The sequence below is a fragment of the Dellaglioa algida DSM 15638 genome (assembly GCF_001434695.1).
Classification (GTDB): domain Bacteria; phylum Bacillota; class Bacilli; order Lactobacillales; family Lactobacillaceae; genus Dellaglioa; species Dellaglioa algida.
Map to the genome: position 1 here is coordinate 69,104 of NZ_AZDI01000004.1, position 17,867 is coordinate 86,970.

Below are 17,867 nucleotides of genomic sequence, written 5' to 3' on the forward strand. Positions count from 1 at the left end.
ATACACATTCTTTAATTAAAATAAAAAAAATATCCGTAAATAAGGACTTTACGGATATTTCTTAGTTAATTATTGTGCTGATGATGCCGATTTGCTAGCTGTATCTGATCCCGTATTAGAATCAGTTGCCTCTAACGTCAATTTAATGTTGGCTTTCTGTAACTTACCGTTATGATAAAATTCAACGGCCACTGTATCACCAATTTTATGAGCATATAAAACTTCTCGTAAACTTGAAGTATCAGCCACTTTCTTACCATCTAACTTAACAATAACATCATATTTACCAATTCCAGCATTCTTAGCGGGTGAGTCACTATTAATTTTAACAGCAACAATCCCTGAATTAACACTCGTTGGTAATTTTAAAACACTCTTTTGATCACTTGCAGAAACATAATCTAAATCAATTAACGAGATACCCAATGCTGGACGTTTAACTTTCCCATTGGCAACTAATTGGTTAATAATTGAGACAACTTCGTTACTTGGAATAGCAAATCCCATCCCCTCTACGGAAGTTGAAGACGTTCCTGAACCAGCAGATGATTCTGTTGCTGTACTTGCCAACTTCATCGAATTAATCCCAACTACCTGTCCAGAAGTATTAATTAATGGACCACCTGAATTACCAGGATTAATCGCTGCATCAGTTTGGATAACCGTTGCTTGACCTGTCTTAATACCTGAACTATTTGTGACATCAATTGTCCGTTTCTTAGCTGAAATAATACCTTGCGTTAATGACGTTGCATATTCAGAACCAAGTGGAGAACCAATAGCTAATGCCGTTTCTCCAACAGTTATGTTATCAGAATCGCCAAATGTCGCAATTTGAGTGACGCTGTCTGCTGAAATCTTCAAAACAGCTAAATCCGTAACGGCATCTTTACCAACAACCGTGGCACTTAATTTTTTACCATTACTCAATAAAACTTCAACTTTACTTGCACCAGAGATAACGTGATTATTCGTTACAACATAAGCATTACCATCTGATTTTTTATAAATAACACCAGAGCCTTCGCTTGATTCGGATTCCGTTGCGGTTGAAGAAGAATCACCCGCCGTCCCATAGATATCAGTTAAACTATTGCTTGAACTGCTTGATTTTGTATATGAAATTACTGAAACAACGGCATTTTCAACTTTAGAAAACGCCTTTGACGTTTCATTGCTAGATTTAACATTAACATTTGTTACTTTTGTTGTTCCTGACTTATTTGAAGACGTCGTTATAGCACCATTATCACCACTATTATTTTGATAGAGTTGGTAACCACCGAATGCAATTCCTCCACCAACTAAACCCGCGATAAGCGCCGTAACGATTGTTTTACCTAAACCAGATCCTGTTCTCTTTTCATCTGACATTTTTATATACGCGACACATTTGTCGCTGCCTCCTTAAACGTAGTCTTTTTACTCTCTTAAGAATAACGATTAATTGTGAACTATTTATGAACAAATTTTGAAAAAAGATTATTTTTATAAAATAACTAATTTTGTTGCTTTTTCTGGGTCCGTATCAAAGACATTAAAGTCACTGCCAACCGCCAAATCATGTTCTTTCATCGTTGATTCTACAGTTAAATGAGCTAGTTCCTTCATATTGTTATCCTTACTAAGATGACCCAAAAAGATTTTTTTCGTTCGATTACCCATGACATTCATCAACGCATCAGCGCCATCTTCATTTGAAAGATGACCTTTATCACCCAAAATACGTTGTTTTAATGACCACGGATAACCACCCATCCGTAACATCTCGATGTCATGATTACACTCAAACAAGTACGCATCTGCATCAGAGATTGTCCCTTGAACGTTCTCTGAAACATATCCCGTATCCGTTAAAATAACGAATGACTTATTATTATGATGGAATTGGTAGAACTGTGGCGCAGCGGCATCGTGAGAGACGCCAAAACTCTCAACGTCCAAGTCATCAAATGTGATGACTTTTCCCATATCAAATATATGTTTCTTCTCAACAGGAATTTTACCAACGGTATGGGCCATAGCATCCCACGTTAACTCATTCGCGTAAACGTTCATATCATACTTACGGGCCAGAATACCGGCAGCCTTAGCATGATCCGTGTGCTCATGAGTCACAAGTAATGTATCGACATCATTAATATCTCGACCAATATCAGTCATTAAACTCGCTATTTTTTTACCACTTAAGCCGGCATCTACAAGTACCTTGTGCTTCGGTGTTTCAATATAAGTGACATTTCCCGCGCTGCCACTTGCGAGAATGCTAATCTTCATGTCGTCTGTCTCTTCATTCATTACTCGTCTACGCCTCTATCCTTTAATATTCAATTAATTTAAAATACTATTACTGTCCTTCATGATGGCCCCAGAGAATGCGTTAACTTGTTTATACTGGATTGCGCCATTACTTGGATTCTTGATTGCCACGATCCAAACTGGAATGTAGACGCTATATTTTTTATCCAAACTCAGTAGTTCCGCATAGCCCATCTCGGACCACTTCACCTTACTTGCACTGACAAATTGATTATATTGATACAATATCAGGATTGCTTGCTGTTGGCTAATAATTGACTCATTTTCACGTAATTTTTCCGTATTCGCCATATAAGTTTGCGAGTATCCAACAACTTTATTTTCTTTAATGGTAAATTTTATTAAACCAACATCCGCATAGACCATTTTCCCATAAACAACTTGCGAATATACGACCTCGGTATCCGTTGAAAGGCTGTCATTATAACGATAATCCGCTCCGTGTAGAATCAATTTCTTATTATCTACAATTGTTTTATCAATCGTTTTATTCGGATTAACACCATCCAAAATACTGATTGGGGTCACAAAAACACTTGATAACGTATTATCTTTGTACGATGTCACTTGCTCCTGTAGCTGTGCTGTATCATTTTTTAACGAATCAGATGCCTTATTAGCAATATATACACCAGTACCAACTTTATTCGAAACACTACCATATTTAATATTATCTTCTCGCATCTCTTTTAGCGTTGTTCCCGTTTTTGTTGTCCCGGCTGAAGAGCTGCTAGATATTTCAATCTTCTGATTTTGACGCAGCGAGGTGAATAAAAAGATATTCAAACCAAGAAAAACAATAATAAAAATAATCTCAATTCGTTTAAAATCCAATTAATTCACCTCCTAGTCTATTTTTAACAACCCGGCATAGTTTTTCCATTCATTTTTGTAACGGACGTACCAAGTAGGCGATAAATCAACCACTAAATCAGAATCAGAACTTGATACCCAACGATAACCTAATTGAATATCGGAAATATCGGAATCTTTATAGCCCGCCGCAACCAAATCATTCAGTACTTTTTCTGTACTTTGTAGTGTCACGTCTGCCTTCCCAGATGGAACGGCAATTTGTAACGTTGACAATGAAAAATTAATCTTATTTCCACCATTGGATAATCGTTCCACTTCAATCGCGCCATTCTTAGTCTGATTGAAAATTGGAAATCCTTCAATGTAACTTCTAAATACGGTTGTCATGGTGTCACTATTAAATCGATAAAAGTGAATGTTATCTAGACCAATACCCGTATTTTTGATACTATCATAACTCTGTTCTAGCGCTTTCCCACGACCGATTTTTTGTTCTTGATTTGTATCTTTATCATCTTCAAATGAAACTAAATTTGTCTCATTTTGAACAGTTAATTGTCTGTCTGAACCATCGTAATAAGTACTCGTTTTTTTACTTTCCTTAATATTAACCGTTGATCCGTTTGTTTGTCCTAGTAGTTTAGCGACATACTTACTAGCCGTTTGTTTATCCACTAAGTACCGGAAGCGCGCCACTTTAAAATCTTGATTATAGTACATAAAAATATTATTATTGTGCAATTTAAATGTAACTAGTAGTTGTGAGAACTTCCCACTTTTTAAAGCTTCATCAATCATTTTGTCTTTATTATATGATTTACTCAAAGAAATTTCGTAAACTTTTTTATCCTTGTCACTCAAGAGATAAATACTACGTTTATTATTACGAGGAATAACGATACGATCAAAAGGACGTGTTTGATAATTTTTATTTTGTTGATTAAAGACTTGATTGAACAAACTAATCGTAATCTCATCTGAATAACTAAGCATTAACTGATTTTTTTCATTCAAAAAAGAGAGGTATTCCTTTTCATCTTTAACTGGAACCTCAACAATTGAAGTTTCTTCCCATTTACGCATTTGTTTTTGAATATTGGCAATAATATTAACTTTTTCACTATATAAAACATTTTGCTCTTGATCATCATTATAAATAATCGATGTTGGTGAATAAACCTCACTCAATTTTGCGGTTTTCGTTAAATCAGTCTGAGTTGAATTAGTCGTTCTTGTTGACTCACTTTTACCGTTCCAAGTTGGATCCGTCCAAATAACCCATGATAATCCAACACTTGTCATGATTAATAAAAATAAGACTGTTGGTAAAATAAATTTACTCAATTTCATCCCACAGGTCCTCCTCATATGATTCATAAGGCAACGAGATGTAGAAGGTTGACCCTTTACCCTCTGAACTATCTAACCAAATCTTGCCCTTATGCATTTCAATCACTTCTTTGGAAATAGCTAACCCAAGTCCAGTCCCACCTTGTGCCCTTGAACGTGCCTTATCAACACGGAAAAAGCGATCAAAAATGTGGGTTAAATCTTTTTTAGGAACACCAAGACCCTCATCAGAGATACTTAAAATAACATGTTTATGCGTCTCTAATAAACGACAGGTTATTTCCCCACCGTCTGGTGAATATTTAATCGCATTATTCATGATATTATCAATTACTTGGACAATTTTATCGGTATCCAATTCAACCCATAAATCACGTTTAGTAAAATCACGTTTAATCGTATATTTTTTACCGGTACCATCATCCGTGTTAATCATCATGTCAAATCTGTCCAAGACGTAGCCGAATAATTCATTTAAATTAACTAATTCAAGTTCTAACTTAGACGTTCCTGAATCCATCCGTGATAAATTAAGTAAATCATTAATCATCCGCATCATACGTTCTGTCTCATTTTGCGTAACTTTTAAGAAGCCTGGCGCAACTTCTGGATCTTTCCATGCGCCATCGTTTAATGCTTCGATATAACTCTTCATACTCGTTAATGGCGTTCTTAATTCATGCGAAACATTAGAAACAAAGCTTTCACGTTCACGTTCAATTTTTTGTTGTTCTGTAACATCATGAAGCACACAGACCAGACCACTAATAAATCCAGATTCTCTCTGAATCAACGAGAAGTAAGCATTTAAGATCTGTTCGTGCTCTACGTCAGATAAATCAATCATAATTTCATCCTGATTTTCTAACAAATCGCGTAACGTGTATTGGTTACGCAAGTCGAGAATGTCGAGGATTGATTTTCCAATTGAATCATCTTCATTCTGATCTAATAAAGTAGAAGCTGACTCATTCATTATAATGACATTTCCACGACGATCAGTCGCAATTACACCATCCGTCATATGTGATAAAACACTGTCCAAACGACGACGTTCAGCCTCAGACGATTCTTGTGCTTCCTCAACACGAACGGATAAATTATTTACTGCATCGGCTAATTGACCCAGTTCGTCATTAGAATATACGCGGACTTTACCCGAATAATCACCACGCGAAATTCGAATCGTTTGCTTTTTCATCTCGTCAATCGGTCGCGTTATAGCCCGGGAAATAACAATCGTTATTAAAAGAACTAAAATTGCCGCAAAAAGTGAGGCGGTCACAAAGATAACGGTAATATCGTTAATATTAGAGTATAGATTTTCAAGATTGGCTTTAACGTACGTTACACCGACTGTCGTCGTGGCATTACCAGAAGTATTAACTAATGGCACAATTGAAACATAATACCGTTTATCGTTAGATTCATCATAAATCTTTTTTTCAAATGTTTTGGGCGTATATAGTACCTGTTTAATTGTTGCATCCGTTGTTTTTTGACCAACAACGGTCTGATTATTAAAGTCACTACTCCCGCGAATGGTTCCCTTGTTATCAATGACCCGAATTTCTGTGATACTTGAATTACTGACGTCTTCCAATATCTTTTTAATATCTTTATTGCCGGCAGAAACATCCGGATTCGCTAAATCCTTGGTAATGGAATTAGTAACATAGGTTGGTAACTGCACTTGTTGCTTAAATGTGTCTAAATTCTGTTGCTCTAATTGTCTAACAAAATAAGCCCCGACAATTTCCAACGTTATTAAAATTAATAACGTAAAAATGAGGGCTATTTTAAATTGAATAGATCTAAAAAAACGAATTTTTTGATTCATTTTCATCGTTATGCTCCTGCTCTATTCTAAATCTGGATTTTTCATATAATAACCGACACCACGGCGTGTTACTAACCATTCCGGATGACTTGGATTATCTTCAACTTTTTCTCTCAAACGACGCATCGTAACATCAACCGTCCTGACGTCACCAAAATAATCGTAACCCCATACCGTTTGTAGTAAGTGTTCTCTAGTCATTACTTGGCCTAGATGCTGCGCTAAATAGTGTAGCAATTCAAACTCACGATGTGTTAATTCAATTTTTTCATCATGTTTCGAAACCATGTAGGCTTCAGGATGAATCGTTAATTGACCCACTTGTATTTCACTGTTTTGTGGTTGTTCCTCTGCTTGGACATTTTCAATTGTTTTTTGTCTTCTTAAGTTGGCCTTGACCCTGGCCACTAATTCACGATTTGAAAAAGGTTTCGTGACATAATCATCAGCACCTAATTCTAGGCCCAAGACTTTATCAATTTCTCCATCTTTCGCCGTCACCATAATGATTGGCATATCGTAAGTTTTTCTAACTTGGCGAGCAACTTCTAAACCATCTACCTTGGGTAACATTAAATCTAATAAAATTAAATCTGGTTCGACTTCTTTAACTTTTTCTAAGGCTTCTTCACCATCGTAGGCAGTATATACGTCGTATCCTTCTTTAGTTAAATTAAATTTAACGATATCAGAAATTGGTTTCTCATCGTCGACAACTAATATTTTCTTCATAATATGATCCTCCTTATAGGAAATCGCAAAATTAAATCCGTGTGCAACTTCTTAACCCTTCATATTATAGCCTATTCAATCGTTATTGCCAAACACGGTCCTTCATCTGTTGGAAGTCTTTTTTTGAAAAGTTATTGTTTTTTCTAAAAATATATGATAATATATTTAAGTTGATGAATTATTATTAACGGTTTGGGTGGTTAGCTCAGTTGGTAGAGCAACGGACTCTTAATCCGTGGGTCTAGGGTTCGAGCCCCTAACCACCCATGGGTGCCAAACCCAACATATCGCAAGATATGTTGAAGCATCTAGCTGCGGCTAGGTGCTTTTTTTGTACTCTTTTTTTATGAATGTTTCACGTGAAACAAAAGGACCGTTCAATAATTGAGGTGCCATAAAATTATCCCAATCATAATTCCTTTTTAAACCAACCTCACCTTAGATAAACGACTACTCTCAAACGAGTTCCGTTTCTATTCTAAATTTTTTGGCTGATATAATTAACCTGTAATCTTCATACGTTATTATTGAAATAAGATAGTTCCTATCAACATAGTCAATATGAAAGCCGTCCACTTGCCCTAATCCCTTTTTAAATAAAGGTTCGTTGGTCTCCTCATTCCTAAACGTGTTAAGATCCATGTCATGGTTAACACCCCAAACTTCTTCAAATATTAAATTCAGGTGCTTCCCTTCAAAATCTATCATTTTAATGACTAATTTAACATTACTTTTTTTCCTGTTATCTCCCGTATTTACATACGTCATCGCACCAATGTCAGCATTTTCTAATCCGTTCCCATAATTACGATCCAACAGATCAAATGTCTGTCGATCCAGAATTTTTTTTAACTTCATCCGAGTTTCTCCCCAAGTTATTTATTTTCTAAATGTCTCGTTTCTATTCTAAATCTTTTCGCCGACACAACTAATCGGTAGTCTCCCTGCATTCGTATTGTGACAGTATATTTTTGGTCACTGTAATCAACGCGAGAATCCATTATTTGTCCTAGTTTCTCTTTAAATATCGGCTTACCTGACTCCACATATCTGTAAGTATTAAGATCCATATTGTAATTAATGCGCCAAATTTCTTCAAAGATTAAGTCGATTTTCAAATGTTCATCTTCATAATCAGTTAACTTTATAACTAATCTAATATTACTTTTTAACTCACTGTCTCCCGTATTTTCATAAGTCATCGCGTCAATATACGCATCATGTAACCCATATTCTCGAGTCAATATCTCATAAGTTTGTTGGTCTAATAATTGTTTTAAATCCATTTTATTTTCCTCCATGAACCCCTTTTTACATCATTCATTATACTGCTAATACAGTTCAAACCATTCCAAATAGCTTTTAATATAACAAAAAAGACCTAAAATTAATTTTAGGTCTTTCGATTACAACTTGTAATTCTCTTATGCCCAAACGTCGTCTAAAACATTTGTTTGATCACGATCGGGACCAACTGAGAATGTAGAAATTTTAACATCTACGATTTCTTCAATTCGTCTTACATAATTTCTGGCATTTTCAGGTAATTCGGCGAGTGTTTTCATTTGAGTAATATCTTCAGTCCAGCCAGGTAATGTTTCGTAAACTGGTTTACATTGTGATAACTCTTTAAAACTTGCTGGGTAACGATGAATAATTTCGCCATTCAATTCATATGCCGTACAAATTTTAACTTCTTTTAATCCCGTTAAAACATCAATACTGTTTAAACATAAATTAGTTAAGCCTGAGACACGTTTAGAATGATTCATAACAACACTATCAAACCATCCAATACGACGTGGACGCTTCGTTGTTACACCATATTCGTGACCAATTTCACGGATAGTATCCCCTATCTCGTCAAGCAATTCAGTTGGGAATGGGCCATCACCTACACGAGATGTATACGCCTTGCAGACACCAACGACTGTATCAATTTGAGAAGGCCCAACACCGGCACCAGTTGTTGCACCACCGGCAATTGGGTTAGAAGATGTTACAAATGGGTATGTCCCATGATCAATATCCAACATCACACCTTGTGCACCTTCGAATAAGACTTTTTTTCCGGCATCCAATGCATCATTAATAATCACTGATGTATCCGCCACATATTGTTTAAGACGTTGTCCGTAAGCAAAATATGTTTCAAAGATATCATCAAATTCAAGTGGTTCATGATCATACAGTTTTGTAAATTCACGATTTTTTTGTTCTAGGTTAAGTTTTAATTTGGCCGAGAATGTGTCTTTTTCCATTAAATCGGCAATTCTAATACCAACTCTGGCAGCTTTATCCATGTAAGCTGGTCCAATTCCCTTATTAGTTGTTCCAATCTTATCATCTTTCTTAGCAGCCTCTTGCAGACCGTCCAAAAGAATATGGTAAGGAAGAATAACATGTGCACGATCAGAAATTCGTAAATTATCGCCTTTAATGCCGAGCGCTTGAAGATAATCGAGTTCTTCACACAAAGCTTTAGGATTTACGACAACCCCATTCCCAATAACGCTTAATTTATCTTGGAAAAAAATACCTGATGGAATCAAATGTAATTTGTAAGTGTTACCTTCGAATACAATTGTGTGTCCGGCATTATCGCCACCTTGGTACCGTGAAATAACATCGGCATTTTGGCTCAAGAAATCTGTAATTTTACCTTTACCTTCATCGCCCCATTGGCTACCTACTACGACTACTGATGACATATTTTCATCCACCTCATAATTTATATTTTAGTAATTCATAAATACAATCCTAGGACATTGTAGCAATAAAACGATTAAAATACAAGTAAAATACGAACGTTAAGTTTTTAATAAAACATTTATCGGCTATATAACGAACTTTTATTACTTTATGCAAAAAAAATATCTCTTAACGAGATATTTTTTAACCTTCAGGTATATACGCAAGTGATGAGAATTTATTGTACGATTTAACAAATAATAATTTAACCGTCCCTCGTTCACCACCACGGTTTTTTTCGATAATAACTTCAACTTCACCAACATTTTGGTCATCTTCATCCCTTGGATCAGGCAGATTTCCGTCTTCATCTTCATCCGTATCACGTTCATAATAATCGTCACGGTATAAAAATGCCACAATATCGGCATCTTGTTCAATAGACCCGGACTCACGAATATCCGACAAGACTGGTCGTTTATCTTGACGTTGTTCAACGCCACGAGACAATTGAGACAAGGCAATTACCGGAACACTCAATTCTTTCGCTAACTTCTTCATTTGTCGAGAAATTTCTGATACTTCTTGTTGACGACTTTCACGACCTGAGCCTTCAATTAATTGCAAATAATCGACAACAATTAATCCCAAACCATTTTTTTCTTTCGCTAAACGACGACATTTTGCACGAATTTCAGCCATTTTTGATCCGGCAGTATCATCGATGAAAATATTTGTTTTTGATAACGAGTTCATCGCCACGATTAAGTTAGACCACTCAGATTCGTCCAGTTGTCCTGTCCGTAAATGGTTGGCATTAATACTACCCTCAGCACACAACATTCGACTTACAAGGGATTCTGCTGACATTTCTAAACTAAAAATTGCAACCGATTCGCCCGTTTTAGTCGCTACATTTTGCGCAATATTTAATGCAAAAGCTGTCTTACCAACAGCTGGACGAGCAGCCAAAATAATTAATTCATCCGCGTGTAATCCGGCAGTCATCTTATCTAATTCAGGATAACCTGTCGATAATCCTGTAATCGTGTCGCCTTCTTTAGCTAACTTTTCAATGTTTGTAAACGTGCTTTTTAATACATCCGCAATGGCTTGGAAGCCACTACTATTTCTTTTTTCAGAGACGCTCATAATTTCACGTTCTGCGTTATCTAAAAGTGTCGCCACATCGTCTTCTTGCGATAAACCTTTTGTCGCAATTGACGTTGCCGTAGCAATTAAACGTCGAATCATTGATTTTTCTTCAACAATTTTAGCATAATATTGTACGTTAGCAGCTGTTGGGACAGATCCCGCCAACTCAACAATGTAGCTGACGCCACCAACGTCATCCATTTGATTCCTGGACGTTAAATTATCTTGAATTGTAACAATATCAATTGCTTCATCCCTGTCATTTAAATCTACCATAGCGGCAAATATTAATTGATGACGTCGTTGATAGAAGTCTTCTGGCTCCAAGTATTCCATTGCTTCAATAAGGGCATCACCCTTTAAAAAAACAGCGCCTAAAACAGCTTGTTCCGCTTCGATATTTTGCGGTGGTGTTTGGTCTGTTAACAGTTCATTATTCATTGTATAGTATTCTCCTTACTTCCAAAATCAAGAAAAAAACTGGCGCAAAATCAACTTTTGCCCAGTTTTTCAAATAAACGCTACTTTAGTTATTGGCCGAAACATGCACACGAATCATTGCTGTTACATCGACATGTAATTTCACGGGGACGTTTGTAAATCCCAAAGCGCGAATTGGTTCTGGTAGTTCAACTTTACGTTTATCAATTTTGATACCGTATTGTTTTTCCATTGCCTGAACGATTTGTTTGCTGGGAATTGAGCCAAATAAACGACCATCTTCACCGGCTTTAGCTGTTAATTCAACAATTGTTTTATCACTTTCTAAAACAACTTTTTCATCTTTAGCTTCTTGTAAAACTATTTCAGCTTTTTTTTCTTCAGCCTTTTGTTGGCCTTTTAACGAACTCATAGCTGAGTTTGTTGCCACTTTAGCTTTACCATTTTTAATTAAAAAGTTTTGTGCGTAACCGCTTGGAACTTCTTTAATTTCTCCACGTTTACCTTTTCCACGGACGTCTTCCAAAAATATAACTTTCATAATTGATCACTCCTTAATTTCATCTTTTTTTGTCATTAAAATGCTAACTAATTGTTCTGCGGCTTCACTCACGCTCACGCCGGTTAACTGTGTTGCGGCATTTGATAAATGGCCGCCGCCACCCATTTGTTCCATAATGACCTGAACATTCGTTTCACCTGTACTTCTGGCTGAAATACTAACACGATTATCTGGTCTTTTTGTTACAACAAATGAAGCCGAGACGCCCGAAACAGATAATAACGAATCTGCTGCTTGCGCTGCTGTCACAGGATCATAAATTGTATCATCCTCGCCCACACACAATGCTAAATCACTATTTATGAACTCCACTTTATCAATTAAATGATTTCTTTTCAAGTAACTATCAACATTTTCTTTCATAAAGTCTTGAACCATTGTTGCATCGGCTCCAACGGATCTTAAATAACTAGCTGCATCAAATGTTCGCGTACCCGTTCGTAATGAAAACGACTTTGTATCAATAATAATTCCGGTCAACATTGCAGTTGCCTCAATTTTATTAATTGGCTCACTATCTTTTGATTGATATTCAAACATTTCAGTAATCAATTCACAAGTCGATGATGCGTAAGGTTCAATGTAAACCAACATCGGATTTTCGGGAAACTCTTCACCGCGACGATGATGATCAATAACCATCAAACGATTTTTAAGTTTTTCATACAGTTCCGGGCTTCCAGAAATTGACGGTTTAGAGTGATCAACCATTACTAATAAACTTTGTTCCGTCGCTTTTTCTAATGCCTCTTCAGGCGTAATAACATTATATTTAATATCAGGATATTGATCCAATTCTTCCATTAGTCGCTGTACATCGGAATGAATAGCCGTTTGATCAAGTACAATCCAACATTTCATATTATTCATTAAAGCAATTCGTCTAATACCCAGACAGGCACCCACAGAGTCCATATCGGGGCTCTGGTGTCCCATAACGAAAACTTGGTCCAATGGTTTCATAATCTCTTGTAAGGCTTGAGAAATCATTCTTGCCCGAACTCGAGTCCGTTTTTCCATTGGGTTTGTTTTTCCACCGTAAAATCTTGCTTGTTCTTCGGGTGATTTTACGACAACCTGATCACCGCCTCGACCTAATGCCAAGTCCAAGTTACTTTGAGCCAATTTTGCGAGTGAATTTAAATCGCCATCACCATACGCAATTCCCATACTCAATGTTAATGGGAAATTTTGTTTTGACGTTCGATCGCGAATCCGATCTAAAATTTTAAATTTTTCTTCTTCAATTTGTTGCAGAGAATGCGCATGTACTAAGATAAAAAAGCGATCTGTGTCCGTTCTTTTCAAATACATTCCATAACGACGAGCCCAGTTAGATAGCTCATTTGTGACGAAATTACTTAAATTAGAAACATTTTTATCTGACATCGATTGCGTCACTTCGTCGTAGTTATCCAAGAAGACTTGTCCAATAACGACACGTTCTGCCTCAAATTCTTTCTCAATTGCCGAATAACGCGTGACATCCATTAGATAAGCAACATGAATATCCTTTTGAATAATCATTTCAAAATCTTTCTCATGCCATGAAACCGTAGCTGCTGTCTTGTTGTCCACATTATTGGTAATAATCGTTGCCAACTCTTCATCAACGGCCTCTAATTTCTTACCTAGAACATCATTTTTTTCAAAATAAGGCTGCAGGTAAGGATTAACCCATTCTATTTCGTTTTGTTCATTGAATATTAAAATACCAATTGGCATTTTAATGAGCGCTTCTTGCTCACCACGTTTAATTCGATATGATAATTCAGATATGTACTCATTCGTATTTGCGGTAATTTGGGACATAATATAAATACTTGCACTAGTAGCACCCAGTGCAATGATTAATAACATAAGTCCTAAAAAGAAATTGACCGTAAAAGACAGAACAACACTAAATAAAGATAAGATTATAATAAAAATCGCAATCCATCTTAAGCGTTCATTCTTCAAGAAGCTGGGAAGCCTCTCTTTTGAAAGGAACTTTTTCATAGTATCTCCTCATCTTTGAATCCTAGATGTTATCTATTTTATCACATTCCCCATTTTACTGCACAAATCTTGCTAGGGGCACAAAAAAAGAAGACTATTTGCATAGTCTTCTTTTTTGATTACTATTCTTCTGAAACGAATGGTAATAAGCCCATAATACGTGAGCGTTTGATTGCAATTGTTAAACTGCGTTGGTTTTTAGCGCTTGTTCCCGTAACACGACGAGGTAAAATCTTACCACGTTCTGAAATGAAACGTTTTAACAAGTCTGTATCTTTGTAATCGATATAATCGATATGGTTAGCTGCGATGAAGTCGACTTTACGACGACGACGTGCGCCACCGCCACCACCTCTACGTTGTTGTTGTTGTGCCATGTGAGTTTCCTCCTCTAATTAGAATGGTAGATCGTCATCAGAAATATCAATTTGTTGGCCATTATTTGCAAATGGATCAACCGCTGCTGAATCGTTTGTTTGCGTTGTGTTTGAATTATTATTCGAACTTGCGCCACCGAACGGGTTAGCATTGTTATTTGATGATGAAGATGAACTTGATTGAGGAGCGCTGCTTTGATTATTAGCGTTATCTTGTTGTTGGCCTGATTGAGATTTTGATTCAAGCAACGAAAAGTTTTCTACGACAACTTCAGTAACATAAACGCGGGTTCCTTGTTGGTTATCATATGAACGTGTTTGAATACGTCCATCGACACCAATTAATGAACCTTTATGCGTAAAGTTAGCAAAATTCTCGGCTGCTTTTCGCCAGATAACACAGCTGATAAAATCGGCTTCACGTTCGCCAGAAGCGTTCGTGAATTGTCGATTAACTGCAACTGTAAAAGTTGCAACTGCAGCACCACTAGCTGTGTAGCGTAAATCAGGGTCTCTTGTTAAACGTCCGACAAGTACTGTTCTATTAATCATAATGTATTGCTCCTCCCTGTTATTTTATTAAAAATGAATTATTTTTCATCTCTGTTAATGATCATATGACGCAAAATTCCTTCGTTAATCTTTGAAAGACGATCAAATTCGTTAATTGCGATATCATCGTTGGCTGTAGCATTAATGATATGGTAGATACCTTCATTATAACCGCTGATTTCGTATGCAAGACGACGTTTTGACCAGTCTTTTGAAGTAACGATTTCTGCACCATTACTTGTTAAGATACCATCGAAACGTTCGATCAAAGCTGCTTTAGCTGCTTCATCAAGATCGGTACGGATGATATAAGTAATTTCATATTTACTCATGACTGTTTACACCTCCTTATGGACTTTAGGTCCTTACCTCGTGGTAAGAACAAGGAAAGTTATCTATTTAATGCCATAGACACTTACGAACTAAAATTATATCACTGCCATTCGCTTAAAGCAAGAAAATCCTAATTAACTACACACTGATTAAGTACGCGGTTAATTAGGATTTTATTTTAATTTTTAAAAATTTTTATTCTGGATCAATTGTTTCGGCTTCGACGTTTGGCACATCTTCATCCAAAACGACTGTTGTTTCTTCAGGAGCAGCCTCTACTTTAGCCATTGTTGCAACTTTAGCATTTTCATCAATTCGAATTAAATGAACCCCTAAAGTAGCACGACCCGTTTTCGAGACGTTTTTCACATTAAAGCGAATCATAACGCCTTGATCAGTGATTAACATAATATCTTCATCACCTTGAACGGTTGCTAATCCAGCAATTGGCCCATTCTTTTCAGATATATTGGCTGTCTTAATCCCTTTTCCACCACGTCCTTTAATTGCGTAAGCAGAAGCAGGTGTTTGTTTACCATATCCTTTTTCAGAAATAATAAAGACATGGCTATCAGCAGCTAATAAATCAGCGCCAACAACGTAATCGCCTTCTCTTAAACGAATACCACGAACACCAGAAGCAGAACGACCCATTGAACGAACATCATTCTCAGCAAATGATACAGCATACCCTAGATGCGTTCCAATAATCATATTCTGTGAGCCATCCGTAATTGCAACGTTGATTAATTCATCTTCGTCATGCAATTTAATCGCTTTTAACCCATTATTTCTAATGTTAGAGAATTCTGAAACTGGTGTCCGTTTAACCGTTCCGTTAAGCGTTGTAAAGAAAAGATAACGTTCATCATTTTCTTGTTTGCTTACGTTAATAACGGCTTGGATTTTTTCACCAGAATTAACCCCTAAGAGATTAATGACGGGAATTCCCTTGGCTGTACGACCATATTCAGGAATTTCATATCCCTTCATACGGTAAACTTTACCAGCATTGGTAAAGAAGAGTAAAGTATCATGCGTTGATGTCGACACGAGATGTTCAATAAAGTCATCATCGTGAACGCCCATCCCTTGAACACCACGTCCGCCACGGTTTTGTGCCTTAAACTCATCCGTTGGAAGTCGTTTAACATAACCATTATGAGTTAATGTGATCATCACTTCTTCTTCTTCAATCAAATCTTCATCTTCAAGATTTAACACCTCGCCAATTAATAGCTCAGTACGACGTTCATCGCCAAATTTGGCTTGTAAATCTAACAATTCTTGATAGATAATATCATGAATTCGAGAATCATTGGCCAAGATATCTTCAAAATCGGCAATTGAGGCCATTAAGTTTTGATATTCTTCTTCAATTTTTTCACGTTCCAAGCCAGTTAAACGAACCAATCGCATATCTAAGATAGCTTGAGCTTGTTTATCTGATAATCCATAGTTGCCCATCAATTGATTCTTAGCAAGCTCACCCGTATTTGAACTACGAATAATTCTGATAATTTCATCAATGTGATCAAGCGCAATTCGTAATCCTTCAAGGATATGTGCACGGGCACGAGCCTTTTTCAATTCAAATTGCGTACGACGACGGATAACTTTTTCTTGATGTTCAAGGTAATAAACAAGCATTTCCTTTAAACTCAAGACTTTAGGAATACCATTAACAATTGCCAACATGTTAAAACTAAATGATGTTTGTAATAACGTTAATTTATAAAGGTTATTCAACACAACTGAGGCGCTCATATCACGACGAATATCAATCACAATTCGTAATCCTTCACGATCGGATTCATCATTAATATCAGTAATACCTTCAATTTTTTTATCACGAGCTAAGTCAGCAATTCGTTCAATTAAACGTGCTTTGTTGACCATGTATGGTAATTCATCAACGATGATACGTTCCTTACCATTTTTTTGTTCTTCAATTTCTACTTTTGAGCGAATTGTAATTGTGCCTTTACCCGTTTCATAAGCCTTACGAATACCGGATTTACCTAAAACGGTTGCTCCAGTAGGAAAATCAGGTCCAGGAATAGCTTCCATTAAATCAGCCACAGTTGCATCAGGATTATCCATTAAGATATGTAATCCAGAAATAACTTCTGACAAATTATGTGGTGGAATATTCGTTGTCATACCAACGGCAATACCCGTAGCACCATTGACTAGTAAGTTAGGAAAACGCGCAGGTAAAACAACTGGTTCATGTTCACTACCATCGTAATTATCCATGAAATCAATCGTATCTTTATTGATATCACGCATCATTTCAACGGCAATCTTACTCATTCTAGCTTCGGTATAACGCATAGCAGCAGCTCCATCACCATCGACAGAACCAAAGTTACCATGACCATCAACCAGCATATAACGATAACTAAAATCTTGAGCCATACGAACCATCGCTTCATAAATTGATGAGTCACCATGAGGATGATACTTACCCATAACGTCCCCAACGATTCTAGCTGATTTTTTGTATGGTTTATCAGGCGTGATCCCCAGTTCACTCATACCATATAGAATACGACGATGAACAGGTTTCAACCCATCACGAACATCGGGAAGCGCACGGGCAACAATAACACTCATAGCGTAATCCAAGAACGATTTTTTCATTTCTCCGGAAAGATTAACATCTGTTATCCGGCTTGTAGTTGGTAGTTCTTCTGCC

At 36.6% G+C, this 17,867-nt stretch carries 16 protein-coding genes and 1 tRNA gene; 1 reads left to right on the plus strand and 16 read right to left on the minus strand.

The genetic code is table 11. The annotated features are described in order from the left end of the window. Positions 1–69: 69 nt before the first annotated feature. From FC66_RS04190 to yycF, 6 genes are all read right to left on the minus strand, one after another. Positions 70–1,374: a S1C family serine protease gene (locus FC66_RS04190; protein WP_057974137.1), complete on the minus strand. Its 1,305-nt coding sequence runs from the start codon at positions 1,372–1,374 to the stop codon at positions 70–72. A gap of 114 nt (positions 1,375–1,488) precedes the next feature. Further along, positions 1,489–2,298, minus strand: a complete 810-nt coding sequence (locus tag FC66_RS04195; RefSeq protein ID WP_057974138.1) for an MBL fold metallo-hydrolase — start codon at positions 2,296–2,298, stop codon at positions 1,489–1,491. A 33-nt stretch (positions 2,299–2,331) separates the two neighbouring features. Further along, the gene (locus tag FC66_RS04200) at positions 2,332–3,153 is read right to left on the minus strand and encodes a two-component system regulatory protein YycI (protein WP_057974139.1); all 822 of its coding nucleotides are present in this window, start codon (positions 3,151–3,153) and stop codon (positions 2,332–2,334) included. Positions 3,154–3,165: 12 nt separating this feature from the next. After that, positions 3,166–4,485, minus strand: a complete 1,320-nt coding sequence (locus FC66_RS04205; RefSeq protein WP_057974140.1) for a YycH family regulatory protein — start codon at positions 4,483–4,485, stop codon at positions 3,166–3,168. Then, on the minus strand, positions 4,472–6,325 hold the full coding sequence (gene walK / locus FC66_RS04210; protein WP_057974198.1) for a cell wall metabolism sensor histidine kinase WalK: 1,854 nt from the start codon (positions 6,323–6,325) through the stop codon (positions 4,472–4,474). The genes FC66_RS04205 and walK overlap by 14 nt, the downstream gene beginning before the upstream one ends. 21 nt (positions 6,326–6,346) lie before the next feature. Further along, the gene (gene yycF, locus FC66_RS04215) at positions 6,347–7,057 is read right to left on the minus strand and encodes a response regulator YycF (protein ID WP_057974141.1); all 711 of its coding nucleotides are present in this window, start codon (positions 7,055–7,057) and stop codon (positions 6,347–6,349) included. A 194-nt stretch (positions 7,058–7,251) separates the two neighbouring features. Here yycF and FC66_RS04220 point away from each other — a divergent pair. Further along, positions 7,252–7,324 (plus strand) — tRNA-Lys (locus tag FC66_RS04220). Between the two features lie 189 nt (positions 7,325–7,513). Here the strand turns inward: FC66_RS04220 and FC66_RS04225 are convergent. The 10 genes from FC66_RS04225 to gyrA form a co-directional block, all read right to left on the minus strand. Beyond that, positions 7,514–7,915, minus strand: coding sequence for a hypothetical protein (locus tag FC66_RS04225; RefSeq protein WP_057974142.1), 402 nt, complete (start codon positions 7,913–7,915; stop codon positions 7,514–7,516). Positions 7,916–7,932: 17 nt separating this feature from the next. After that, complete coding sequence (locus FC66_RS04230; protein WP_057974143.1) at positions 7,933–8,343, minus strand: hypothetical protein; 411 nt, start codon at positions 8,341–8,343, stop codon at positions 7,933–7,935. A 138-nt stretch (positions 8,344–8,481) separates the two neighbouring features. After that, on the minus strand, positions 8,482–9,768 hold the full coding sequence (locus FC66_RS04235; RefSeq protein ID WP_057974144.1) for an adenylosuccinate synthase: 1,287 nt from the start codon (positions 9,766–9,768) through the stop codon (positions 8,482–8,484). A gap of 184 nt (positions 9,769–9,952) precedes the next feature. Further along, a complete protein-coding gene (dnaB, locus tag FC66_RS04240) occupies positions 9,953–11,344 on the minus strand; it encodes a replicative DNA helicase (protein ID WP_057974145.1) in 1,392 nt (463 codons plus the stop codon). 85 nt (positions 11,345–11,429) lie between these two features. Then, a complete protein-coding gene (gene rplI, locus FC66_RS04245; RefSeq protein ID WP_057974146.1) occupies positions 11,430–11,885 on the minus strand; it encodes a 50S ribosomal protein L9 in 456 nt (151 codons plus the stop codon). A gap of 6 nt (positions 11,886–11,891) precedes the next feature. Beyond that, positions 11,892–13,904: a DHH family phosphoesterase gene (locus FC66_RS04250; RefSeq protein WP_057974147.1), complete on the minus strand. Its 2,013-nt coding sequence runs from the start codon at positions 13,902–13,904 to the stop codon at positions 11,892–11,894. Positions 13,905–14,026: 122 nt separating this feature from the next. Next, a complete protein-coding gene (gene rpsR, locus FC66_RS04255) occupies positions 14,027–14,281 on the minus strand; it encodes a 30S ribosomal protein S18 (protein ID WP_057974148.1) in 255 nt (84 codons plus the stop codon). Positions 14,282–14,299: 18 nt separating this feature from the next. Continuing rightward, a complete protein-coding gene (gene ssb / locus FC66_RS04260; RefSeq protein ID WP_057974149.1) occupies positions 14,300–14,833 on the minus strand; it encodes a single-stranded DNA-binding protein in 534 nt (177 codons plus the stop codon). Positions 14,834–14,871: 38 nt separating this feature from the next. After that, positions 14,872–15,165 (minus strand): 30S ribosomal protein S6, encoded by a 294-nt coding sequence (gene rpsF / locus FC66_RS04265; RefSeq protein ID WP_057974150.1) that lies wholly within the window; start codon positions 15,163–15,165, stop codon positions 14,872–14,874. 196 nt (positions 15,166–15,361) lie between these two features. After that, positions 15,362–17,812, minus strand: coding sequence for a DNA gyrase subunit A (gene gyrA / locus FC66_RS04270; RefSeq protein ID WP_404825120.1), 2,451 nt, complete (start codon positions 17,810–17,812; stop codon positions 15,362–15,364). Positions 17,813–17,867 lie beyond the last annotated feature (55 nt).